General features: G+C 73.6%; 8 protein-coding genes. All 8 read right to left on the bottom strand.

Going from position 1 to position 25,078, the window contains the following annotated elements:
• Positions 1 to 29 precede the first annotated feature (29 nt).
• Positions 30 to 1,298, bottom strand: a complete 1,269-nt coding sequence (locus tag ACZ7MG_RS05275; RefSeq protein WP_471394191.1) for a diaminobutyrate--2-oxoglutarate transaminase — start codon at positions 1,296 to 1,298, stop codon at positions 30 to 32.
• Positions 1,299 to 1,346: 48 nt separating this feature from the next.
• Entirely contained in the window at positions 1,347 to 2,366 is a 1,020-nt protein-coding gene (locus tag ACZ7MG_RS05270; protein ID WP_471394194.1) for a TauD/TfdA family dioxygenase, read from the bottom strand.
• Positions 2,367 to 2,412: 46 nt separating this feature from the next.
• Positions 2,413 to 2,622, bottom strand: coding sequence for an MbtH family protein (locus ACZ7MG_RS05265; RefSeq protein WP_471394197.1), 210 nt, complete (start codon positions 2,620 to 2,622; stop codon positions 2,413 to 2,415).
• Positions 2,623 to 2,705: 83 nt separating this feature from the next.
• Positions 2,706 to 19,208 carry an amino acid adenylation domain-containing protein gene (locus ACZ7MG_RS05260; RefSeq protein ID WP_471394200.1) on the bottom strand — a complete coding sequence of 5,501 codons (16,503 nt, stop codon included), beginning with the start codon at positions 19,206 to 19,208 and terminating at the stop codon, positions 2,706 to 2,708.
• 2 nt (positions 19,209 to 19,210) lie between these two features.
• Complete coding sequence (locus tag ACZ7MG_RS05255; RefSeq protein WP_471394203.1) at positions 19,211 to 19,495, bottom strand: acyl carrier protein; 285 nt, start codon at positions 19,493 to 19,495, stop codon at positions 19,211 to 19,213.
• 136 nt (positions 19,496 to 19,631) lie between these two features.
• On the bottom strand, positions 19,632 to 21,350 hold the full coding sequence (locus tag ACZ7MG_RS05250; RefSeq protein WP_471394206.1) for an acyl-CoA dehydrogenase: 1,719 nt from the start codon (positions 21,348 to 21,350) through the stop codon (positions 19,632 to 19,634).
• On the bottom strand, positions 21,347 to 23,257 hold the full coding sequence (locus ACZ7MG_RS05245; protein ID WP_471394208.1) for an acyl-CoA dehydrogenase family protein: 1,911 nt from the start codon (positions 23,255 to 23,257) through the stop codon (positions 21,347 to 21,349). Before ACZ7MG_RS05245 ends, ACZ7MG_RS05250 begins: the two co-directional genes overlap by 4 nt.
• Positions 23,254 to 25,005: a fatty acyl-AMP ligase gene (locus ACZ7MG_RS05240; RefSeq protein WP_471394209.1), complete on the bottom strand. Its 1,752-nt coding sequence runs from the start codon at positions 25,003 to 25,005 to the stop codon at positions 23,254 to 23,256. Before ACZ7MG_RS05240 ends, ACZ7MG_RS05245 begins: the two co-directional genes overlap by 4 nt.
• Between the last annotated feature and the right edge of the window lie 73 nt (positions 25,006 to 25,078).

Genomic DNA, 25,078 nt, shown 5'->3' with positions numbered 1-25,078 from the left:
GGCCCGGCCGTCCCCGGGGTGTCGGGCGACTACGCCGCAGCGGCCGTCTGGACGGCGTCGCCCACGGTGTCCGCCACTTCCTTCCACTCGGTGAGGGACATCGTCAGGGGTGGCAGCAGCTTCAGTACATGACCCGACCCCGAGGTCTCGGCGACGACGCCGGCGCGGAACAACGCCTCCCGTGTCCGCTCGGCCGTCCCGGGGGCGGGGAATCGCAGTCCGCTCATCGCTCCCTTGCCGACGACTTCGGCGGCGCCCGCGGGGAGGGCGTCGGTGATGCCCGCGAGGCTGGTGCGGATCGCGGCGGCCAGTTCGGCGGTGTGGTCGGTGAAGCGCGGGTCGGCCCAGTGGTCCAGGGCCGCCGAGCCCGCCACGAAGGCGAGGTTGTGGCCGCGGAAGGTGCCGTTGTGCTCGCCGGGTGCCCAACGGTCGATCTCGCGCCGGATCAGCAGGGCCGCCATCGGCAGCCCCATGCCGCTGAGCGACTTCGACAGGCAGACCAGGTCGGGACGGAGTTCGGGGGCGTCCTCGAAGCTGAAGAAGGTACCGGTGCGTCCGCAGCCCGCCTGGATGTCGTCCACGATCACCAACGTGCCGGTGGCGTCGGCGAGTTCACGGATCCGGGCCAGCCACACGCGGGGCGCCGCGTGGAGTCCGCCCTCGCCCTGGACGGTCTCCAGCAGGACCGCGGCGGGCGGGGGCGTCGCCGCGTCCGGGCCGAGGGCGTGTTCCAGGGCGACGAACGGATCGGGCTCGGCCGCGTCGCCGTACGGGAGGATCGTGACGTCGGTCAGGGGTACGCCCGCCGCGCCGCGCAGCAGCGGGGAGGTCGTGGCGGCGAGGGCGCCGAGGGACGCGCCGTGGAAGCCGCCGGTGAAGGCGATCACCTCGGTGCGCCCGGTGACCCTGCGGGCCAGCTTCAGGGCGGCCTCGACGGCGAGCGTGCCGGCCGGTCCGGGGAACTGCACGACGTGGTCGCCGAGGCCGCGCGGCTGAAGGACGAGACCGGTGAACCGCTCCAGGAAGTCGGCCTTGGCCGTGGTGTGCAGGTCCAGCGACTGCACCGGGCCGCCCGCCGTGAGGTAGGCCGTCACCCGCTCGACGATCTCCGGCGGATTGTGGCCGTAGTTGAGCGAGCCGGCCCCGCACAGCAGGTCGACATAGCGGCGGCCCGAGGTGTCCCACAGGTGGTGTCCGGCGGCGCGCTCGAACACCACCGGGAAGTCGCGGCAGTAGCTGCGTACGTTCGACTCGTGCCGTTCGAACACCGTGAGGGGTGTCCGGTCGGTCTCGGTCATGTCAGCACGTACCTTTCATAGATTCTCGTAACCCGGGTGCGGACGGGGTCACTTGACGAGGACCGTTCCGTCACCCGGGCGGTGGTCGCGGGAGCGGCGGAGGTCGCTGAACGCGAACGTCCGCTGCAGCCAGCGGTCACGGCCGTCGTAGCGCGGCGTAAACGCCGAACGGCCGTGCAGGGTGACCCGGTTGTCGACGACGGCGAGGTCACCGGGGCGCAGGCGTACCGGGGTGTACGTCCGGTGCGCCACCTCGGACAGTTCGGCGAGGGCCGCTCGGGCCTCGGGGGTGGCGCCCCGGGTGGCGGCCTCGTCGAAGCACCAGTCGGGGTCCTCCGGGTCCCCGGTGAGGACGGCGTGCGCGGTGCCGCCGCCTGCCGGTCCGAAGGACGGCGGGGCCTCGGTGATGAACTCGGGGCGGCCGAGCGCCGCCCGGGTGCCGGGTGTCAGCAGCGGCAGGACCCGGCGTACGCAGCTGGTGCGCAGTTCGGCGACGCCCTCGTGGTCGGACCGCAGACACAGCAGCATGACGTAGTCGGGGCGGTGCGGGTGGAAGGCGTTCTCGGTGTGGAAGGTGAGTTCGACGGAGCCGACATTGCCCTGGACCTTCTCCTGACCGGGCACCGGCACCACGTCCTGGACCAGGGCTCCGGACTTCTCCGCGGCGAACGCGGCCGGGTCGCCGAGCCCCGCCGCGAACAGCAGCAGCGTCGCCGCCGGGAGCGAGGGGCTGTGCTGCACGGAGCCCTTCACCATGGGGGTCGGGGGCAGGTCGGCGGCGCCGATGGGCAGCCGCCGCAGGACGAGGGCGCCGTCCGGGCCGGAGTTCCTGCGGAACTCCCGTACCGGGCGCCGTACTTCGGCCGGGGCGTCCTCCCAGGCGTGGCGGGCGCGGTCCACCCAGGCCGGGTCGTCGACCCGGTCGCCCGCCCGGTCCAGCAGACCGCTCGTCACCTGGGCCAGTGCGGCCAGGGATGTGGCGCCGAGGCGCACCGTCCCGTCGCCGTCCGCGGGGCGGGCGGTCCGCGCCGGGTCCGCGGGGGCCGTCGTCGATTCGACGCTGATCACGTCGTGTTCACTTCCGTTCCGTACGTCGCGTGGCTTCGGGGGTCGGTCAGGCGCCCATGGCGTCGACGAGGCTCTGGGGACGCAGGTCGGTCCACTCGCGTTCGACGTACTCCAGGCAGGCGGTGCGGTTGTCCGGGCCGAAGACGACTGTCCAGCCGGCGGGTACGTCGGTGAAGTCGGGCCACAGGGAGTGCTGGCCCTCGTCGTTGGCCAGGACCCGGTAGGTGCCGTCGGGGTTCTCGAAGGGGTTGGTCATGACAGGTCGGTGTCCTTTCGGGAGTCGGGAGGCGCTTCGCCTCCCGGTGCGGAGGGGGGTGGGCCGGTTGTGCTCGGCCGGCCTCACCGTTCGACGAAGTCCCAGTAGCGGGAGATCGCGGCGTCGTCGATGTCCGGGATCGCGACCGCCAGGTCCCGCAGGCGTTGCAGCGTCCTGTCGTTCTCGAACTCCAGGGCCGGTCGCCGGGGGTCGGGTGCGGTCCTCGCGTGCTCTTCGAGATACGCCTGGTAGGGCAGGATCGGCAGGTTCTGTCCGCGTTCGCTCGCGCGCCGCAGGCGGTGCAGCCACTCGGTGAGCGTGACCGGTTCGGATCGCGTCCCGCGCATCCGGTCGTGGCCGCGCATGAAGACATCGACTCCGACGCTGCGCGGGTGGTGGAGGTGGTGCACACGGGCGGTTCCCGTCCCGGTCAGGATCAGTTCCACGACGGCACGGGCCAGGACGTCGACGGGCAGCAGCGCCTCCTCCAGCTCCGGTCCGACCGGATGGCAGCCGAGCGCCGCGCAACTGGTGAGCAGCCGGGAGAACATGTCGTCCGAGCTGACGGCACCGGTCGAGGTGTGGGCCCAGATGCGGCCGAGCCGGTGGATGCCACCGGACGCCCCCCGTTCGAAGGCACGCTCCACGAGCCGGTCCGCGACCCATTTGCTCGCCGCGTACCCGTTCCCGGACGGGTGCTTCTCCCCGTCGATCGGTGAATCCTCCGTGACCGGCCGGGAGTTCCGGCCGAGGGTGAACACCCCGAGGGTGGAGAGGTGGTGGAACGCCTTCGGCCGGCCTTCGGCGGCCAGGCGCAGCAGGGTCCGGGTGCCCTCCACGTTGGCCGGTTTCAACTGGGTGTACGGCGAGAGGTGATGGACGTGTGCGCCGCTGTGGACGATCGTGTCGACCCGCTCGCGCAGCCCCGCCCAGTCGGCGGCACCGAGACCGAGGTCCGCTGCCGCCAGGTCGCCCCGGACGATGTTCAGCCGCGGGTTGTCCGGCGCCGGCTTGAGGTCGATGCCGTAGCGCCGCATGGCCTCGGTCAGCCGCTCGCCCGCCTCGGCGTCGGTCCGCGCCCGGACGAGGCAGTGCACCCGCGCCGAGGTCCGGTGCAGCAGCTCGGCCAGGAGGAAGGCTCCGACGAATCCTGTGGCGCCGGTCAGCAGGATCTCCCGAGGAGCACCGGTACCGGTGTTCGGGAAGCGCAGGGCGGGACTCAGCTCGGCTTCCGAGTCCGGCACCCATGACGTGGTGTGCGGGCCGCCCTCCGTGAGGTGGCGGGCCAGTCCCGCCGGGGTCGGTGCTTCGAGCAGCGCCGACAGGCTGAAGCGGACGCCCAGCGTGTCACCGATACGGTCGGCCAGACGGACGGCGAGCAGGGAGTGGCCGCCGAGGGCGAAGAAGTCGTCGTCGGCGGAGACCTCCGGCACGGAGAGCGCTTCGGCGAACAGGGTGCACAGCTGGGTCTCTTGTGGGGTGCGGGGGGCGCGGCCGGTGCCGGCCGCGGTGTTCGGCGGGGTGGGCAGGGCGCGGCGGTCGAGCTTGCCGTTGGGGTTCAGGGGGATGTCGTCGATCTCGATGAAGGTGGACGGGATGAGGTAGGGGGGCAGGGTGGCGGCGAGCTTGGTCCGCAGGGTGTCGGGATCCAGGGGTGTGCGTTCCGACTGAGGGGTTGTGTGTTCGCTGCGGGTATGTGGGGGCTGGTCGCGCAGTTCCCCGCGCCCCTTACGGGGCGCGGCCTCGGGCACTAGGTAGGCCACCAGCCGCTGGTCGCCCGGGCGGTCCTCTCGGGCTATCACTGCGGCTTGTGCGATGCCGTCCAGTGCTGTCAGGGCCGATTCGATCTCGCCGGGTTCGATGCGGTAACCCCGGATCTTGACCTGGTCGTCGACGCGTCCGGCGTACTCCAGCACTCCGGCGCGGTTCCAGCGGGCCCGGTCGCCCACGCGGTACATGCGGGCGCCGGGTGGGCCGTACGGGTCGGCGACGAAGCGTTCGGCGCTCTGGCCGGGACGGCCGGCGTAGCCGCGGGCGAGTCCGGCGCCGGCGAGGTACAGCTCGCCCCACACCCCGTCGGGAACGGGCTGGAGGTGGGCGTCGAGGACATAGACGCGTGCGTTGCCGATGGGGCGGCCGATGGGTACCGGACCCGCGTCGAGGACGTCGTGCGGCTCCAGGCGGTGGACGACGCAGCCGACGGTCGCCTCGGTCGGGCCGTACTCGTTGATCACCACGGCCCCGGGGTGCCGGTCCCGCCAGGCCTGCAGGGCCGTGCCGTCGAGTGCCTCGCCGCCGATGACCAGGTTCCGGGCGTCGCTGACGTGGTCGGGCAGCGACTCCAGGAGCCGGAGATGGCTCGGGGTGACCTTGAGCAGGGCGGGGGTCGGTGTGTCCTCGTCGAGGTCCGTGAACCGCACCCGGCCGCCCGTGAGCAGCGGGGTGAAGAGGGTGGTGACCGGCATGTCGAAGGCGAGGGAGGTGTGCACCAGGGACTCGCCCGAGGCGGCCGAGTACATCTCCAGGGCCTCGCTGAGGTAGGCGGCGAGCGAACCGTGTTCGACGACCACTCCCTTCGGGCGGCCCGTCGATCCGGAGGTGTAGATCAGGTAGGCGGCCTGGTGGGGGTGGACGGACAGGCCCAGGTCGCCGTCGGGGAGATCTGCCGGGAACGGGACGGCCGGGAGGCTCGCCTCGTCCAGCACGATCCGCGCGCCCGCGTCGGCGACCAGCGCGTCGATCCGCGCCCGCGGGTTGGCCGGGTCGATCGGCAGATAGGCCGCCCCGGTCTTCAGGACCGCCAGCAGCGCCACGACCACGTCCGGGCGGCGCGGCAGCACCACGGCGACGACGGTCTCCGGTCCGGCGCCGAGCGTGATCAGGTGCCGGGCGAGTCGATTGGCTCGGCGGTTCAGCTCGTCGTACGTCAGTTCCGAAGCGTCCGTGGTACCCGTGCCGTCCGCGACGACGGCCACCGCGTGCGGGGTGCGCGTCGCCTGGGCCTCGAACATGTCCGGCAGGGACGCCTTCGGCAGCGGCCGGGCGGTGTCGTTGCGGCGGACGAGGACGTCCTCGCATTCGGCGGGGGTGAGGAGCGGCAGGGCGTGCAGGGGGCGCGCCGGGTCGGTGGTCACCTCGTCCAGCAGGCGGAGATAGCGGGCGGCGACGCTCTCGGCGGTGGCGCGGTCGAACAGGTCCGAGGCGTACTCGACCGATCCGGACCAGCCGCCCCCGCCGCCCTCCCCGTCCGCCAGGTCCTCGCCGTACGCCCCGTCCTCCCCGTGTTCGCCGCTCTCGGTGAGCGTCAGCGACAGGTCGAACTTGGCCTGGTCGCCCTGTACGTCCCCGACGGTGACTTCAAGTCCGGGCAGCGTGGGGGCGATCGGCTGCTGATTGACCGTCAGCATCACCTGGAACAGCGGGTGTCGGGAGCGTGAGCGCACCGGGTTCAGCGCCTCGACCAGCTGCTCGAACGGCACGTCGGTGTGGTCGTACGCCGCCACGTCCGCCGCGCGCACCCGGTCGAGCAGGTCCTCGAAGGTGGGGTCGCCGGAGGTGTCGGCGCGCAGCGCCAGGGTGTTGGCGAACAGTCCGACGAGGTCTTCGAGGGCGGTGTCCGGGCGGCCCTCCACGGGGGTGCCGATCACGATGTCGTCGCCGGCGCCGAGCCGGTGCAGCAGGGTGACGAGCGTGGCGTGGAGCACCATGAAGGCGCTGGCGCCCCGGGCCCGGCCGAGCGCGTCGATCCGGGCGCGCAGTCCGGCCGGCACCGTGAAGGGCACCGTGCCACCGCTCTTGGACGCGACGGCGGGCCGGGGACGGTCGGTGGGCAGTTCGGTCTGGTCGGGGATCCCGGCCAGCTCCTTCGTCCAGAAGTCGAGCCGGTCGGTGGGGAGTTCGCGTTCCCACAGGGCGTAGTCGGCGTACTGGAGGGGCAGCGGAGCCCAGTCGGGGGCGTGACCGGTGAGGCGCGCGGCGTAGGCCGTGGAGAGGTCGTCGGCGAGGGGCCGCATGGACGCGCCGTCGCCCGCGATGTGGTGCAGGAGGAGCAGCAGGACGTGTTCCCGTTCCCCGTCGGTGAACAGCTCGGCGCGGAGGGGAAGTTGGTGGTCCAGGGAGAACGGCGTCCGGGCGGCCTCCGCCAGACCCGCGTCGAAGTCGGCCGGGTCGCACGACCGGACCGTGAAGCGCGGCTCGGTGTCGACGACGACCTGGTGCGGGCCCTCCGGTCCTTCGGCGATCACCGTGCGCAGCACGTCGTGCCGCCGCACCAGGTCCCCGAAGGCGTCCCGCAGGGCGTCCGGGTCGAGGGTGCCGGTCATCCGCAGGACGACGGGGATGGTGTACGTCCGCGACGGGCCGTCGAGCCGGTCGAGGAACCACATCCGCCGCTGGGCCGCCGACAGCGGGACCCGCTCGGGCCGTTCGCGTCGGACGAGCGGGGCCCGGGAGGCCCGCGTCGGCCGGTCCGCCAGCAGCTCCGCGAGTCCGGCGACCGTCGCGTGTTCGAAGACCTCCCGGATGGACAGCTCCGCCCCGACGTCGGCCCGGATGCGGTTGACCAGGCGGGCGACGAGCAGGGAGTGGCCGCCGAGGCGGAAGAAGTCGTCGTCGGCGCCCACGCCGGGCACCCCGAGGACGGCGGCGAAGACGTCCGCCACCTGACGTTCCAGGCCCTCTGCGGGCGGCCTGCCCGTGCCCTCGGGAGCCATGGCATCGGGAGCGGGCAGCGCCTTGCGGGCGATCTTGCCGTTGGCGGTCAGCGGCAGGGTGTCCAGGACGACGAACGCGGAGGGAACCATGTAGTCGGGCAGGGCCCGCGCGGCGGCGGCGCGCAGGGCGGCCGGGTCCGCCGGGTGGTCCGGCTCCGGTACCACGTACGCGACGAGGCGCTTGTCGCCGGGGGTGTCCTCGCGGACCACGACGGCCGCCGCGTCGATGCCGGGCCGGGCCGTCAGGACGGCCTCCACCTCGCCGAGTTCGATACGGAATCCGCGGATCTTCACCTGGTCGTCGACGCGGCTGACGAACTCCAGCCGCCCGGCGGCGGTCCAGCGGGCCAGGTCGCCGGTGCGGTACATCCGGGAGCCGGGCGGGCCGAAGGGGTTCGCGACGAAGCGTCCGGCGGTCAGGCCGGGGCGGCCGTGGTAGCCGCGGGTGACGAGGTCGCCCGCGACGTACAGTTCGCCGGCGGTGCCGAGGGGTGCCGGGCGCAGCAGCGCGTCCAGGACGTACATTCGCGTGTTCCAGGCGGGCGTGCCGATGGTGATGACGCCGGGCGGCACGGGGTCGCCGGGTTCGATGCGGAACAGGCTGCAGCCGATGGTGGTCTCGGTCGGCCCGTACTCGTTGAGGACGGTCACGCCAGGGTGCCGGGAGCGCCAGGCGTCGAGCACGTCGCCGAGCAACGACTCGCCGCCGAGGACGAGTTGACCGTTGGGCGAGTACTCCTCGGGGACCGCTCCCAGCAGGTGCAGATGGCTGGGGGTGGCCTTGACGAAGTCGGGCCGGGTGACGGCCGCGTCCGGGTCGGGGCCGCTCGCGCTCCAGCGGACCAGTTCCACGGTGCCGCCGGAGATGAGCGGGCCGAACATACCGGTGGCGGTGAGGTCGAAGGAGACCGGCGAGTGCACGAGGACGCGCCGGCGCAGGCTCGCGTACTCGTGGGTCGCCCATGCCAGGTAGGCGACCAGTGAGCGGTGTTCGACGACGACCGCCTTGGGCCGTCCGGTGGAGCCCGAGGTGAAGATGACGAAGGCGGCGTGCTCGGGCCGCCGGACCACGTCGGTGAGCGGGCCGGACGGCTGTCGGGCGAGGGCGGGGTCGTCGCTCAGCACGATCGGCGCGGAGGTCAACGCGCCTACGGTCGGGGCGAGTTCGGCCGTGGTGACCACGGCCGCCGGTGCGATGTCCGCCAGCATGAAGGCGAGCCGGTCGGCCGGGTGCGCCGGGTCGAGCGGCAGATACCCGGCGCCGGTCTTCAGGGCGGCCAGCAGGGTCACCGGGATGTGTTCGGAGACCGGCATCAGGACGGCGACATAGCGTTCCGGACCGGCCCCGAGGTCGCGCAGGTGCCGGGCCAACCGGTCGGCGCGGGCGTCGAGTTCGGCGTACGACAGCTCGGTCGCGCCGAACACGACGGCGGGGGCGTCCGGGGTGCGGGCGGCCTGGGCCTCGATCAGGTCGGTGAGTGTCCCGGAGGGCACCTCGTGGTCGTTGGTGTTCCACTCGGTGAGCAGCAGCCGCCGCTCGTCGCCGTCCACGACGTCGAACTCCCCCACCGGGCGGCCGGGTTCGGCGACGACGTCGGTGAGCAGCCGGGTGAACCGCTCGGCGATACGGGCGGCGGAGTCACGGTCGAACAGGTCGGTGGCGAACTCCAGGAGCCCGGTCACTCCGCCCTCGGGCCGCTCGGTGAGGAAGAACGACAGGTCGAACTTGGCGGCGGGCGACGCGACCGGCCGTACGCGCGCCGTGAGGCCGGGCAGGTCGACGGCGAGGTCGAGGGCCGTCTGCTGGTCGGCGTCATTGAAGTTCAGGCCGGTCTGGAACAGCGGGTGCCGTGCGGTGGAGCGCGCCGGGTTGACCGCCTCCACGACCCGTTCGAACGGCACGTCCTGGTGGGCGTAGGCGGCCAGGTCGGCGGCGCGCACCCGGCGCAGTACCTCGGTGAAGTCGGGGTCGCCGGTGAGGTCGGTGCGCAGCACGAGGTTGTTGGCGAAGAAGCCGACCAGCGGGGTGAGGGCCTCGTCCGTGCGGTTCGCGACCGGTGAGCCGATCACGATGTCGTCGCCCGCGCCGAGCCGGTGCAGCAGCGTGGCCAGGGCGGCGTGCACGACCATGAAGACGGTCGTGTGGTGCTCGCGGGCGAGCCGGACCAGGGCCTCGTGGACGGCGGGTTCGACCGCGAGGGGCACGGTGTCGCCGCGGTGGGTGGGGACAGCGGGGCGGGGCCGGTCGAAGGGCAGCTCCAGCTGCTCGGGCAGTCCGGCGAGCGTCGTACGCCAGTGGTCGAGTTGCCGGGACAGGGCACTGTCCGGGTCGTCGGCGTCACCCAGCGCCTGTCGCTGCCAGACCGCGAAGTCGGCGTATTGGATAGGCAGTTGGTCCCAGTCGGGGGCTTCTCCCCTGGTGCGGGCCGTGTACGCGGTGGCGAGGTCGCGGGCGAGCGGGGCCATGGAGGCGCCGTCGCCGGCGATGTGGTGCAGGACGAGCAGCAGGACGTGGTCGCCGGCGCCGAGGTCGAACAGGGTGGCGCGCAGCGGGGGTTGGGCGGTGAGGTCGAAGGGGGTGCGGACGGCGTCGGCGAAGCGCTCGTCGAGCGTGTCCGCGTCGGCGGGGACGACGAGCAGCGGCGGCACGGACGGCAGGACCACCTGGTGGGGCCCCTGCTCGTCCTCGGCGAAGACCGTGCGCAGCGCCTCGTGCCGCCCCGCCAGATCGTCCAGGGCGGCGGTGAGCGCGGCCACGTCGAGGTCACCGGTCAGCCGCAGCGCGACGGGCAGGTTGTACGTCGGGGACGGGCCCTCGAAGCGGTGCAGGAACCACAGCCGTTCCTGGGCGTACGACAGCGGCAGGCGTCCCTCGCGGGGCTGTGCCGTGACGCCGGTGCGGCGCGGGCCGCTCCCGGTGAGCCGGGACGCGAGCTTCGCCACGGTGGTCGCCTCGAACAGGACCGACAGTTCGAGGTCGGTGTCGAGGGCGGCGCGGATCCGGCTCGCCAGCCGGGTCACCAGCAGGGAGTGGCCGCCGAGCGCGAAGAAGTCGTCGTCGATCGAGACCTCGGGCACCCGCAGGACCTCGGCGAACAGCCCGCACAGGATCTCCTCCTGCGGGGTGCGCGGGCCGCGCCCGGCGGTCTGCGCGAGATCGGGGACCGGCAGGGCCTTGCGGTCGAGCTTGCCGTTCGGGGTGAGCGGCAGCACGTCCAGGGTGACGATCTGGGCCGGGACCATGTACTCGGGCAGGCGGGCCGCGAGCCGGGTCCGCAGCGCCTCCGGGTCCACGGGGGCGCCCGGGGCGGCGGGCACGACGTACCCGACCAGCCACTGCCCGTGCACGGCCGCGGCGGCCCGGGAGACGGCCGGATGGTCGGCGAGGGCGTCCTCGATCTCCCCGAGTTCGACGCGGAAGCCGCGCAGCTTCACCTGGTTGTCGGCGCGCCCCAGATATTCCAGCTCGCCGTCGGCCGTCCAGCGTGCCACGTCCCCGGTGCGGTACATCCGGGATCCGGGCGGGCCGTACGGGCTGGCGACGAACCGTTCGGCGGTCAGGGCGGGCCGGTCGAGGTAGCCGCGGGCCACCTGCACGCCCTCGACGTACAGTTCGCCCGGCACGCCGGGGGCGACGGGCGCCAGCGTCGCGTCGAGCACGTACGCGCGGGTGTTGGCGACGGGCCCGCCGATCAGCACGGTCCCGGTGACCGCCGGCGCGGCCCAGGCGGTGACGTCCACGGCGGCCTCGGTGGGGCCGTAGGCGTTGAGGAGCACGGCCGCGGAGTCGTCGTGGAAGCGGCGGACCAGCTCGGCGGGCAGGGCCTCGTCGCCGGAGACGACCAGGCGTACGGAGGCGGGCAGCCCGGTCTCGGCGAGATAGGCGCCGAGCATGGAGGCGCTGAGGTGGACGACGGCGACGGACTCCTCGCGCATCAGCCGCTCCAGGTAGAGCGGGTCGCGGTGGCCGTCGGGCCGGGCGACGACGAGGGTGCCGCCGTACATCAGGGTCCAGAAGACCTCCCACACCGACACGTCGAAGCTGACCGGGGTGGACTGCAACACCCGCTCCCCCGGGGCGAGTCGGTGGTCGCGCTGCATCCACCACAGCCGGTTCGCCATGCCCGCGACCGTGTTGACCGTGCCCTTGGGGCGGCCGGTGGAGCCCGAGGTGTAGATGACGTACGCGGCGTTGTCGCCGTGGGCCGTCACCCCCGGGTTCCCGGTGGGTCCTTCGGCGTCGGGTGCGATCCGGTCGAAGCCGTCCGCGTCACGGTCGGAGATCAGCAGCCGGGCGCCGGAGTCGGCGAGGATGTACGCGATCCGGTCGGCCGGGTAGCCGGTGTCGATCGGCACGTACGCGGCGCCCGCCTTGAGGACCGCCCACAGGGCCACCATCAGGTCCACCGAGCGCGGCAGCATCACCGCCACCCGTGACTCGGGGCCGACGCCGCGCTCGCGCAGGGCGTGGGCGAGCCGGTTGGCCCGGGTGTTGAACGCGCCGTAGGTGACCGACTCGCCCTCGAAGCGGACCGCCTCGGCGTCGGGGGTGCGGCGGGCGTGCGCCTCCAGCAGCTCGACCGCCGAACCCTCGCCGTCGAACGCCACGGTGGTGTCGTTCCAGCCGGTGAGCACCAGCGCGCGGTCGTCGGCGCCGAGGACGTCCACCTCGGAGAGGCGCTGTCCGGGGTCGGCGGTGACGCGTTCCAGGACGCGGACGAACCGGGTCGCGAAGCTCTCGGCGGTCCGGCGGTCGTACAGGTCGGTGGCGTACTCCAGGCGGCACAGCAGGCCGCCGGCCTCGTGGACGTGGCAGTCGAAGTGCACGTCGAACTTGGCGGTGCCGCTGGTGACCGGGCCGGGGTCGGAGGTGACGCCGGGCAGGTCGAAGCGGGCCTCGGTGAGGTCGAGCCAGGCCAGCATCACCTGGAAGAAGGCGTGCCGGGAGCGGGAGCGCTCGGGGTTCAGCTCCTCCACCAGTCGTTCGAAGGGGACGCCCTGGTGGGCGTAGGCGGCGAGGCCCGTCTCGCGGACGCGGACGAGCAGGTCCTCGAAGGTCGGGTCGCCGGAGGTGTCCATGCGGTAGACGAGGGTGTTGATGAACACGCCGACGACGTCGTCGAGGACCGAGTCGGGCCGGTCGGCGATCACACCGCCGAGCGGGATGTCCTCGCCCGCGCCGAGCCGGGTCAGCAGCAGCGACACGGCGGCCTGGAGGACCATGAACGGGGTGGTGCGGGTGCGGCCGGCGAGGTCCAGCATCCGCTGGTACAGCTCGGGGGCGACGGGGAACTCGACGTGGTCGCCGCGGTGGGTGGCCACCGCCGGGCGCGGGCGGTCGCCGGGGAAGGTGACCTCGGGCGGCAGGCCGTCCAGGTGCTGCTTCCAGTACTCGATCTGGCGGGGCAGGTCGGCGGCGAGGGTCTCGCGCTGCCAGATCGCGAAGTCCGGGTACTGGACGGTCAGTTCGGGGAAGGCGGCTGCCGCGTCGCCGGTGCGGGCGCGGTAGCCGGTGGTGATGTCCTCGGCGAGCGGGCGCAGTGAGGCGCCGTCCGCCGCGATGTGGTGCACGACCAGCAGCAGGACGTAGGTGTCGGGTCCGGTCTCGTACAGCGTCGTCCGCAGGGGGATGTCGCGGGTCAGGTCGAAGGCGCGGGCCGCGTCGGCGGCGAGGTCGGGGGCAGGGTCCCGGACGTACTGCGTCGTGTAGGGCGTCTCGGGCGGCAGGACGACCTGGTGGGGGCCGTCTGCGTCCTCCGGGTAGACCGTGCGCAGCGCCTCGTGGCGGGCGACGAGATCGGCCAGCGCGCCGCCGAGGGCGTCCGCGTCCAGGGTGCCGGTCAGTCGGATCGCGAGGGGGATGTTGTAGGTGCCGGAGGAGCCCTGGAGGCTCTGCAGGAACCACATGCGTTCCTGGGCGAACGACAGTGGGATGCGGCCGGGCCGTTCCTCCGCGGTGATGCGTTTGGCCTGCGGGGCGAGACCGGTCAGGCGTTCGGCGACACCGGCGACGGTCGGGGTGGCGAAGAGGTCGCGCAGCGACAGGTCGACGCCGAACTCGTCGCGGACCCGGTGGACCAGACGGATCATCAGGATCGAGGTGCCGCCGAGTGCGAAGAACTCGTCGTCGACGCCCACGTGTTCGACGCCGAGGACGTCGGCGACGATGGCGCACAGGGACGCCTCCTCGGGCGAGCGGGGCTCGCCGCCACCGGACGCCGCCACCGTCACGGTCTCGGTCTCCACGGAGGCCGCGCCCATGACGAGCAGCCGGTCCTTCTCGCCCACCGCAATCAACTCATGGGCGCGTGCGTCGAGTTCGGCCGCCGCGCCGCCGATCAGGTCGGTGACGAGGTCGGCGAGGCGGGTGACGGCGGTCGGGTCGAAGGCTCCGGCGAGGTAGGAGAACTTCAGCCGCAGCCGTTCGCCGGGGAAGACCGACAGGGTCAGCGGGTAGTGGGTGCGCTCGACGAGGTCGGCGTGGGCGAGGCGCAGACCGCCGGCCTCGATGCCGTCGTCCATCGGGTAGTTCTCGAAGGCGACGATGGTGTCGAACAGCGCGTCGAAGCCGGAGGCGCGGGTCAGCTCCGCCAGGGAAGCGTGCTGGTGGGCGTGGAGCGACCGCTGTTCGTGCTGGAGCCGGGTCAGCAGCGCGGCCAGGGTCTCGTCACGGTGGACGCGCACGCGGACCGGCAGCGTGTTGACGAAGAGTCCGAGCATCGACTCCGCACCGGGCAGCTCGGGCGGGCGCCCGGAGACGGTCGCGCCGAACACGACGTCGTCACGGCCGGTGAAGGCGCTCAGCAGCAGCCCCCACAGGCCCTGCACGACGGTGTTGAGGGTGAGCCGGTGCGCACGCGCCGTCGACGTCAGGGCGTCGGTGAGCGCCTCGGACAGGACCAGTTCGTGGACGTCGTGTCCGTCGGAGGTGCGGTCGGCCCGCGCGAGCAGGGTGGGTGCCGTGAGACCGGCGAGCCGCTCCCGCCACACCCCGGCGGAGGTCTCGTGGTTCTGCCGGTCGAGCCAGGCCAGGTAGTCGCGGTAGGGGGCGGTGGGCGGGAGCGGTTCGGTGCCGCCGTAGAGGGTGAACAGCTCCCGTACCAGCAGGGGCAGGGACCAGCCGTCGAGCAGCAGGTGGTGGTGGGTCAGGACGAGGCGGCGGTCGCCGAGGGCGGTGAACCGCAGCAGGGGCGGCCGGACGACGCTGAAGCCGCGGGCGCGGTCGCGGACGAGGAAGGCCTGCAGGTCGTCCTCGTCGCGCTCCTCCCAGGGGACCTTCACGTCGGCGGGGACGACCTGCACGGGGGCGCCCGCCGAGCGGCTGCGGAAGGCGGACCGCAGGTTCGGGTGGCGGTGCAGCAGGGCGGTGGCGGCGGCCCGCATCCGCTCGGGATCGAAGCCGCGGTCGGTCTCCAGGACGAGCTGGCCGACGTAGGGGTCCTCGGGCTCGTACAGGGCGAGGAAGAGCAGCCCCTCCTGGAGCGGGGAGAGGGGCAGGACGTCGGTGGCGCCCCGGAAGCGGTCCAGTTCGTCCTGGGTGATGTGGACGAGAGGCACGTCGGAGACGGTGAGGCCGCCACGGGTGTGCGGGGCGAGTTCGGCCAGGGCCGCCGTCCACGCCTCGGCGAGGGCGCGGACCTCGGTCTCGGTGAGGACGCCCGAGGGGTAGGTCCACTCGGCGGTCAGCTCGCCGTCGCGGACGTAGGCGTCGATCTGGAGGGCGTGGGTGAGCGAGAGGTCGTCGTCGGCCAGCAGCTCCACGGCGGCCTCGCCGTCGGCCAGCCGCCAGCCGCCGAGGTCCTGTGCGTCCAGGCGGCCCAGGTAGTTGAAGGAGATCTGCGGTGTCGGCAGTCCGGTGAGCCGGTCGCGCAGCAGGTCGTGGCCCCGGCCGCCGTGCGGGATCGCGTGCAGCTCCTCCTTGGTGCGCTTGATCAGCCGGGCGCCGGTCTCGCCGCCGGGGCCCAGGCGCACCGGGTGGATACGGGTGAACCAGCCGACGGTGGTGGACAGGTCCGTCCCGTCCGGGAGGTGGTCGCGGCCGTGGCCCTCCAGGTCGACCAGGACCGGGCCCTCGCCCCGGTGGTGTTGCACGGCCGCCGAGAGCGCGGCGAGCAGGACGACGTCCGGGCCGGCGCGGTAGGCGGCGGGCAGGGTGGTCAGCAGGGTGGCGGTGAGGTCGGCCGGGACGGTCACGGTGACCGAGCGGGCGGTGCCGTGGCCGTCGCGGGCGGGGTCGAGGGGGCGGGTGCCGAGCGGGGGTTCCTGGGTGGACAACAGGTCGGCCCACAGCGGGAGTTCGTCGACGGGGGCTTCGAGGTGTCCGGCCCAGCGGCGCAGGGAGGTCCCGGGCGGGGACAGCTCGGCGCCCGCGAGGGCCTCGGTGAGGTCGGTGAGCAGGATGCGCCAGGACACCCCGTCGACGACCAGGTGGTGGAGCACGAGCAGCAGTCGGCCGGACGCGAACCACACCGCCCGCACCATCACACCGTCGTCCGGCGACAGCGCGCGGCGCGCGGCCTCCTTCTGCCCGGCCACGTCCTCGTCCCCGGCGCGGCTCAGGCAGTCCTCGGCCCGTACGGCGCCCACGGGCCGGATGTGCCGGCCGCGCATGCGCAGGGCGTCGTGACGGTCGAGCACCTGTTGCAGGGCGGCGGTCAGCCGGTCGTACGACAGGCCGGGGCCCGGGGCCAGCAGGAGGGACTGGGCGAAGCCGGCCGTGGAGCCGGAGCGTTCGGCGAGGCGGCGGGCCATCGGGGTGTCGGGGACCTCGCCGACCGGGTCGTCCTCGACGGGCGGGGCCGTCGGCGCCGTGGGCGCCGTCGTGGTGACGGTGGCGAGCCGGGCCACGGTCGGGTGGTCGAAGACGTCCTGGGGGGTGAGGTCGAGGCCCTGGCGGCGGGCGCGGCTGACGAGCTGGATGGCGTGGATGCTGTCCGCGCCGAGGGCGAACAGGTCGTCGTCCACGCCCAGTTCGGGGCGGCCCAGGAGTGCGGCGGCGATGGTGTGCAGGGTGTGCTCGGTGGCGGTCGCGGGGGCGCGTCCGCCCGCCGGCCGGGCCGGGGCGGGCAGGGCACGGCGGTCGATCTTGCCGTTGGGTGTCACCGGGATCGACGGCAGTACGAACACGCTCACCGGCACCATGTGGGCGGGCAGCCGCCGCGCGAGGTGGGTCCGGGGGTCGGTCTCCGGGGCGCCGGTGACATAGCCGACGAGCTGCCGGGCGCCCGCGGCGGAGTCGTGGACGAGGACCACCGCCTGTGTCACGCCGGGCACCGACGCCAAGGCGGCCTCGACCTCGGCGGGTTCGACCCGCTGACCGTTGATCTTGACCTGGTCGTCGGCGCGTCCGACGAAGTCCAGAGCGCCGTCGGCGCGGCGGCGCACGAGGTCTCCGGTGCGGTACATACGGGTGCCGGCCGGACCGTGGGGGTCGGCGACGAACCGCTCGGCGGTGGCGGCGGGCCGGCCGAGGTAGCCGCGCGCCAGCTGGACGCCCGCGAGGTACAGCTCGCCGGTCACGCCGTCCGGCACCGGCCGCAGGGCCGGATCGAGCACATAGGCGCGGGAGTTGTGGGTGGGCGTGCCGATGGTGACGGGCTCGCCGGGCACACAGGCGTGGGAGGTGGCGGTGACCGAGAACTCGGTGGGGCCGTAGGAGTTGTGCAGCCGGGCGCGGCTCTGGCGGTGGAAGCGGTCGGCGAGCCCGGCGGGCAGGGCTTCGCCGCCGCAGCTGACCATGCGCAGGGAGGGGGCCGGCCCTGCCCCGTTCGCCTCGCTCTCGGCTTTCGCATCGTTCTCGTCGTACTCGTCGAGGAACGGGCCGAGCATGGCCGGGACGAAGTGGATGACGGTGACGCGCTCGTCGTGGACCAGCCGGGCCAGATAGGCCGGGTCGCGGTGGCCGTCGGGGCGGGCGACGACGAGGGTGGCTCCGCGCGTGAGGGTCCAGAACACCTCCCACACCGACACGTCGAAGCCGACGGGTGTCTTGTGCACGACCCGGTCCGCCGGGGTGAGCCGGTACTCGTCCTGCATCCAGGCGAGCATGTTGCCGATGCCGGCATGGGTGACGACGGTGCCCTTGGGGCGGCCGGTGGTGCCCGAGGTGTGGATGACGTACGCGGCGTTGTCCCCCCGCAGGGCGACGCCGGGGTTGGTGTCGGGCTGCCCCTGGCCGAGGGCGCGGACGTTGTCCTCGTCGAGGACGAGGGTCGCGCGGGAGTCGGCGACGAGGTACGCGATCCGGTCGGCGGGGTAGCCGGTGTCGACGGGCACGTACGCGGCACCGGTCTTGAGCACCGCCCACAGCGCGACGATCAGCTCGGGCGAGCGCGGCAGCTTCACCGCGACCCGCGACTCCGGCCCCACGCCCCGGCCGCGCAGGGCGTGCGCGAGACGGTTCGCACGGGCGTTGAGTTCGCCGTACGTCAGCCGCTCGCCCTCGAAGGCAAGGGCCTCGGCGGCCGGGTCCTGCGCCTCGAAGAGGTCCACGAGGGAGCGCGGGTCGGTGGCCTGACTGTTGGCGTTGCGGGCGTGGAAGCGCTCCCGCTCCGCGTCGTCGAGCAGGTCGAGGGCGCCGATCGGCAGGTCGGGGCGTTCGGTGGCGGCGGCGAGGAGGCGTAGGTAGCGCTCGCGGTGGGCGGCGGCCGTCTGCGGGGTGAAGCGTCCGGAGTGGGCGTTGACCACGACCTCGATGCCCTCGGCGGCCCTCGGGTCACCGATCGCGTGCAAGGCCAGGTCACGGACCGGGCCGGAGGCGAGCGGATGGGCCTCGGCCTCGACGGTGCCGAAGCGGACGCGGGGGGAGGCGAACGACAGGACGTTCACGGACGGCCCGCCGAGGCTTCCCGGGTGGGCCGCGGCCGAGAGGTCACGACGCAGCCGCTCCTGGGGGTAACGCTGGTGCCGGGTCGCCTCGTTGACGCGGACGGTGACCCGGTCGAGCAGTTCGGCGAAGCTCGTGGAACCGTCCACGGGCACGCGTACCGGGACCTCGTTGACCAGCATGGCCGGGGTCGCCAGGGCGTGCGGGCTGAGCCGGGCGGCCATGAACACCCGGACGACGACGTCGTGGGCGCCGGTGACGCGGTGGGTGTGGGCGGCCATGGCGGCGATCACCGGCAGGGACCAGCGGGAGCCGCTGAAGCCGCGCAGCCGGCGGGTCACGTCCTCGGGCAGCCGGCCGTGCGCGCTGGGCATGCTGGGCGCGAGACCGGGCGTGCCGGAGCCGAGTTCCGTGGACTCGGGCAGGTCGGCGAACTCGCCGCGCCAGTAGGCGCCGTCGGCCTCGTGGCGGCCGGAGGCGCGGTAGGCGTCGTGCTCGTCCAGCACCTCACTCAGGGTGCCGAAGCCGCACGGGGACGGTTCCTCGCCGGCGGCGAGCGCCGTGTACGTCTCCAGGAGCCGGCCGCAGTGGAGGACCTGTCCACGGCCGTCGAGGAGGATGTGGTGGTAGCCGAAGTGGACCCAGTGCCGGTCGGGTCCGAGCCGCAGCAGGGTGTGCCGGAACAGCCGGTCGCCGCTCGGATCGAGAGGGAACGGCCGTGCCTCCTGCCGGTCGATCCAGGTCCGCGCGGCGGCGGCCGGGTCGGCCTCGCCGCTCACGTCGACGAAGTCCAACTCGCCGGTCAGCGAGGGGTCCAGGACCTGCCGCACCTCTTCGTCGGCCTCGTGGAAGCGGACCCGCAGTGCCTCGGTCTCGGCCACGGAGCGTTCCACCGCGCGGGCCAGCAGGGCGCGGTCCACGGGTCCGGGGACGTCGAAGTAGATACCGCAGGTGAACAGGGGGCTGTCGGGCGCGAGCCGCTGGGCGACCCACACCCCGTGCTGGGCCGCCGTCAGCGGCAGACCCGGACGCGTCGGGGCAGCATGCATGGTCAGACCTGCTCCCCGCTCGTGCGCGCGACCTCGGGCTGCCCGCCGACCAGTTCGGTCAGGGCCGCGCTCAGCGCGTCGACCGTGGGGTGGTCCCAGGTCAGCGCGTCGTCGACGGTCACCTCGAACTCGTCCTCGATGTCGGCGGTGATGGCCAGCGCCGTCAGCGAGTCCAGGCCGTAGTCGGCCAGCGGCACGGACGTGTCGATGTCCTGCGGAGCGCGGCGCAGATAGGTCGCCACCCGCGCGGTCAGCCAGGTGTGCACGTCTCGGTTGCCAGCGGTCATGAGGAGGTCTCTTTCTTGAGCGGGTGAGGGCGGGCGGAGCCGCGGGGCACGACGGCGTGGCGCGCGCCCGTGCGGGCGGACGGTGGAGGCCGTACGGCGGTGATGTGGGGTGGTGGGGTGATGTGGGTGGCGGCCGTCAGACCGCGAGGTGTCTTCCCGTGAGGCCGAAGGAGCGGCCGGTGGTGTGGCGGTCCAGGAGTTCGGTGAAGAGCGCGTCCTCGACCGGGGCGGGCAGGGGGCCCGACGGGTCCGGGCCGGGGCCCGATCGGTGCAGGGCCGCGCGCAGCCAGGCGGGGTCGGCGAGGAAGTCCCCCGGGTGGGCGTGCCGCCAGACCTGCGCGCAGACGGTGCGGGAGAGGAGGCGTACGTACCGGGTGACGAGGTCGTAGTGTTCGGGCCGGGCGTCGACGCCGAGGTCCACCGGGGACAACGACCCGCATACGGCGGCGAGTTCGGCCAGTTCGGTGTGGTCGGCGCGCACTGTCGTACGCAGGTCCGCGTGCCCGGGGGTCCAGGACGCGTCGGCCAGGGTGTGCAGGGATCCGGCGACGGGGTCGCGGCCGGCGGCGTGGAGGGCGAGCCGGTCGTAGCGCAGGGGCGGCAGCGCCTCCGGGAGCGTGAACAGGTCGCCGGGCGGCTCGGTGCCGGGGCGGGCCCAGGTGCGGCGGGCCAGCAGCGGGAGCTGGGGCAGCAGGCTCATCTGGCAGGCGGCGCGCGCGATGTGCCCGAAGCCGACGGGGGCGAGGTCGCGCAGCAGCTTCTGGAACAGCGCGGTGGGCCCTTCCCGGAGGTAGAAGTGGGCGCCGAGGAGTTCCGCGAGGCGGTCCATGGCGTCCAGGAGCAGCCTGGACACCTCGAACTTGACCGCCGAGGCGTACACGCTCGCCGCGCCGGGCACCAGGTGCAGCGCGCGGGCGCCGACCGCGCCGAGCGCCTCGGCGCGCAGCAGGTCGGCGAAGACACCGGCCAGCACCGAGCGGACGTGCGGGATGCCGGTCGCGGGACCGCCGTACAGCCGTCGCGTCGTCAGGTGGTCCAGGGCGATGCGCAGTCCGGTGTCCAGGATGCCGGTGGCCATGGCGGGCAGGACCGTGCGGGTGATCTGGAGGGCCTTCAGCGCGGTCTCCAGGCCGGAGCCGACCGGGCCGAGGATCGCGGAGGCGGGCACCGGCAGGTCGTCGAAGGCCAGACCGCCGAGCTGGACTCCGCGCATGCCCACGGTGGCGAAGCGCGGCAGGTCCGTCAGGTGCGCGGGGTCGGCGCCCGCCCGGTCGACGAGGACCAGGGAGTGGCTGCGCGGGCCGGGCCGGGGGTCGGTGCGGGCGAGCACGACCAGGGCGTCGGCGCGGCGGATGTTGGTGACGACCTCTTTGCGGCCGCTCAGCCGTAGTGAGCCGTCGTCCGCCGCCGTGGCGGTGAACTCCGTTCCGGCCATGTCGTTGCCGTGCGCCAGTTCGTGGAAGGCGATGGCGATGCGCCGGCCGTCCAGGAGGAGGCGGGCGGCCTGTTCGGTCTGCCGTGCGTCGCCGGCGGTCCACAGGACGACTCCGGCGATGAGCGAGCTGGCGCCGTAGCCGAGGCCGAGCGCGGGGTCGCGGCGGTACGGGGCGCGCATCACCTCGGCCAGGTGGTCGGCCCGCTCCAGCCGGCCGCCCAGCTCGGGCGGCACGAACTCGGCGTTCAGCCCGTACGCGTCCAGCTGTGACTCCCCGGCGGTGAGCGTCGCCGCGCGTTCGTCGGCGGCGAGGATCGCGGCCGCGCCCGTGGGGTTGGCGGGATCGGCGAGGCGGCCGAGCAGGTGCTCCAGTTCGTCGGTGCGCTTGGGGGCGAGGCCGGTGGCGGTGGCGGTGGTCATGCGGCACCTCCCAGCAGGGTGAACTCCGGTGCGGACGAATCGAGCAGGGCATCGGCCAGAGCGTCGATGACCTCGCCGCCGTCCCCGCTTCCGCCCGCGCCCAGCAGCACGGTCAGGCAGGCGCGCAGCCACAGGCCGTCCCCGCCGAGCCGTCCCGTGCGCAGGGGCGGGTTCTCCAGCCACAGCAGCAGGCAGGCGGCCGAGGCGTAGGCGCGTTCGTAGGCCTCGGCGAGACGGAACGCCGTGCTGGGCAGACCGCCCGCCACGGGTACGAAGTCCGCCGACTCCGCTTCCATCCGGGCCAGTTCGGCGAGCAGGAGGTCGAGGAGCGGGCCCGCTCCCGGAGGTCCCTCGCGCCGTACCCGTTCCGTCAGGTCCGGCAGGGCCTGTACGGCGCTACAGCCCGTCACGGACAGCAGCGCCAACCGCTCGGGGGCGAACGGGGGCAGCGGGGCGGTGAGGTCGGCGGCGGCGCGCAGGCCCTCGCCGTCGGTCCGGCGGCGGGTCAACTGCCGGGCCAGGCGCGGCATCTGGTTGAGGAGGGCCGCGCGGTTCACGGCCGTACTGCCGTCGAAGATCGCGCAGATACGGTGGTCGCGTTCCAGCTTGGCGAAGCCGCCGCCGGGCGGTGAGGTGAGGAAGCCGCGTACGCCGAGCAGTTCGCCGAGCGAGCCCAGGGTGTCCTGGGTGAGCGTCGGGACATAGGCCTTGGTGATCGCGGAGATCGCGCTCAGTTCCCCGGGCAGGGTGTGCACCGAGCGGGCGGAGAGGACGCTCACCGCCTCCGCCGTCAGCGCGGCGGCGGCCGCCCGGCCGAGGATGCGGCGCACGTGCGGGACGTCGGCGAGGCGACGGCCGTACAGCTCGCGTCCGGTCGCGAAGTCCCGGGCCAGGCGCAGGGCGTGGTCGGCGGCGCCGAGGGAGAGCGCGGCGCAGGTGACGCGGGTGAGCTGGAGGGTCTTGAGGACCACGGGGATGCCGTCGCCCTCCTGCCCGATCAGCGCGTCGGCGGGGACGGGTGCGCCGTCCAGGGCGAAGCCGCTGATGTCGGCGCCGCGGATGCCGTGTGTACGGACCTTCGGCAGGTTTCGCCAGGCGCCTGCGGGCAGGTGGCGCTTGTCGACGAGGAAGAGGCTGAAGCCGCGTGCGCCGCCGGCCGGGTCGGTGCGGGCGAGGACGCAGGCGAGGGTGGAGCGGGTGGCGTTGTTGATGAGCCACTTCTCACCGGTGAGACGCCAGCCGACACGGGCCCCGGGCTCCGCCGCCGTTTCGACCCCGGCCCCCGCCCCGGCTTCGGCTTCGGCTTCGGCCGCCGTGCCCGTTTCGGCCCAGGCCCCGGTCGCCGCTCCCGTCCCGGCCCCAGCCTCGCCCCCGGCTTCGGCTTCGTCCCCGGCCTCGGCCGCCGCTCCCGCCTCGGCCCCGGCATCGGCACCTGCCCCGGCCGTGTGGGCCCCCACTGTGTCGGCCACCACCGTGTCGGCCACCACCGTGTCGCCCCCCGCCGTGTCGGCCACCGCCGCGAACTCGCCCGCCAGCAGGTCCGCGCCGTGGCCGCGTTCGGTCAGGCCCCAGCAGACCGGTTCGCCGGCGCGGACGCGTGCGGCGAGCCGGGCGGTCTGGTCCGGGGTGCCGGCCACCCACACCGGTGCCGCCCCGAGGAACGTCTTGCCGTGGGCGATGGCCACGGTCAGATCGCGGCGGGCGACCGCGCGCAGCAGCCGTACCGTCTCGCTCAGGTCCCCGTCCGGGGGCAGCACGTAGTGGGCGGGCAGCCCGGCGTCGTCGAGGACGCGGACGGCTCCGGCGGGGAACTCCTCGCGATCGTCGAGCCCGGCGAGCGCGTCGGGTGCGAAGGCGTCGTCCTCGTGGGCGGTGAGCAGGGTCTCCAGATCGGCCGTGGTGGTCATCGCCCGGTCACCCGCCGGTGTTCGGCCAGGGCGGCGGTGAGCAGGGGGTCCTCGCCGAGGTGGAGGGTGTCCAGTTCCCCGGCGAGATAGAGCGCGCGCATGGCGGCGCGCTGCACCTTGCCGCTCGTGGTGCGCCGGACGCCGCCGGGCCGGACCAGGGCGACCGCCGCGACGGGGACGCCGAACTCGCGGGCCACGGTCTGCTTCATGTCGACGGCTATCTCGCCGAGGCGCTCCGCACCCCAGTGGGCGCGGATCTCGTGGACGGCGACGACCGAGGGGGAGAGGTCCGGCCGGTCGTCGCCGACCAGGAAGACGGCACCGTGCAGCCCCTCCAACTCCTCGTGCTGTGAGCGGAGTTCGTACTCGATGTCCGAGGGGTGGAGGTTGCGTCCATGCAGGACCAGGACGTCCTTGCTGCGGCCGGTGATGTAGAGGTCGCCGTCGAGGAGGGCGCCGAGGTCACCCGTGCGCAGGAACGGTCCGCGCCCGTCGTCGGTGCGGGCCCGGAACGTGACGTCGGTGACCTGCTCGTTCTCCCAGTAGCCCGCGGTGACGCAGGGGCCGTCGAGCCAGATCTCGCCGATGCGTCCCTCGGGCAGCGCCTCGCGGGTGGCGGGGTCGACGATCAGGACGTCGGACCCGGTCGGTGCCCCGCATCCGACGAGGACACGGGAGGGTTCCGTGCCGGTGGCGGGCCGGAGGACCCGGTTCTCCAGTGCGGCGGCGTCGACGGTGGTGCGCAGTGCCGGCCGCCCGGTGGTGCCCGACGCCATCAGGGTCGCCTCGGCGAGGCCGTACACGGGGATGAGCGCGTCGGGCCGCAGTCCCGCGGCGGCGAACCGCTCCGTGAAGGCGGTGACGACGTCGGCCCGGACCGGTTCGGAGCCGTCGGCGAACTTGACCCGGGACAGGTCGAGCGCGGCGAGCTGCTCGTCGGTGACGCGGCGGACGCACATCTCGTAGCCGAAGTCGGGGGCGGCGGTGAATCCGACACCGTAGGCGTCCAGCATCCGCAGCCAGTGGTAGGGGCGGCGCAGGAAGGACATGGGGTCCATCTGCACATAGCCGTTGCCGCAGAGGATGCCGGGCAGCATCAGGCCGATCAGGCCCATGTCGTGGTAGAGCGGGATCCAGCCGCCGTACGTCGTGCCGCTGTCGTTGCGGAAGGTGTCCATCATGCGCTCGACGTTGGCGACGAGGTTCCCGTGGGTGACCATGACGCCCTTGGGGTCGCCGGTCGAACCCGAGGTGTACTGGAGCAGCGCCAGGGTGTCGGGCGACACCTCCGGGGCGGTCCAGGTGTCCGGGTCGCCCTCGCCGGTGTCGGTGGTGTGGCAGACCGCGCCGACGATGCCTTCCTCGGCGATCCACTTCTCGACGTCCGGCAGATCGTCGCGCCGGGTCAGGACGACGCGTACGCCGGCGTCCCGGGCGATGGCGGCGAGGCGGCGGCGTTCATGCCGGTAGCGGCCCGGGAGCGGAGCCGGTACCGCGATGACGCCGGCGTACACACAGGCGGAGAACGCGGTGGTGAATTCGATCCCCGGGGAGTAGAGGAGAAGCGCCCGGTCCCCCGGGGAGAATCTCTCCTGGAGCCATGAGGCGATTCGCCGGGAATGCAGATCGAGTTCTGCGCGATCGCGTACCGTGCCGCCGATCTCGCTGAAATCGGAAACGAAGGTCACTGCGGGCTGCTGCGGATTACGCGCTGCCTGATCCATCAGCTCGGTGAGTAATTCTCGCACGACATGAACTGTACGTGATCTTGGTTCCCGAACCCGTACTGAAAGCTTCAAGTACACCTAAAACAAGGCCATC

The sequence above is a fragment of the Streptomyces sp. NPDC107538 genome, from assembly GCF_055657445.1.
The sequence above is the reverse complement of the archived record's forward strand: the minus strand, read 5'-3'. Positions and strand labels throughout refer to the sequence as shown.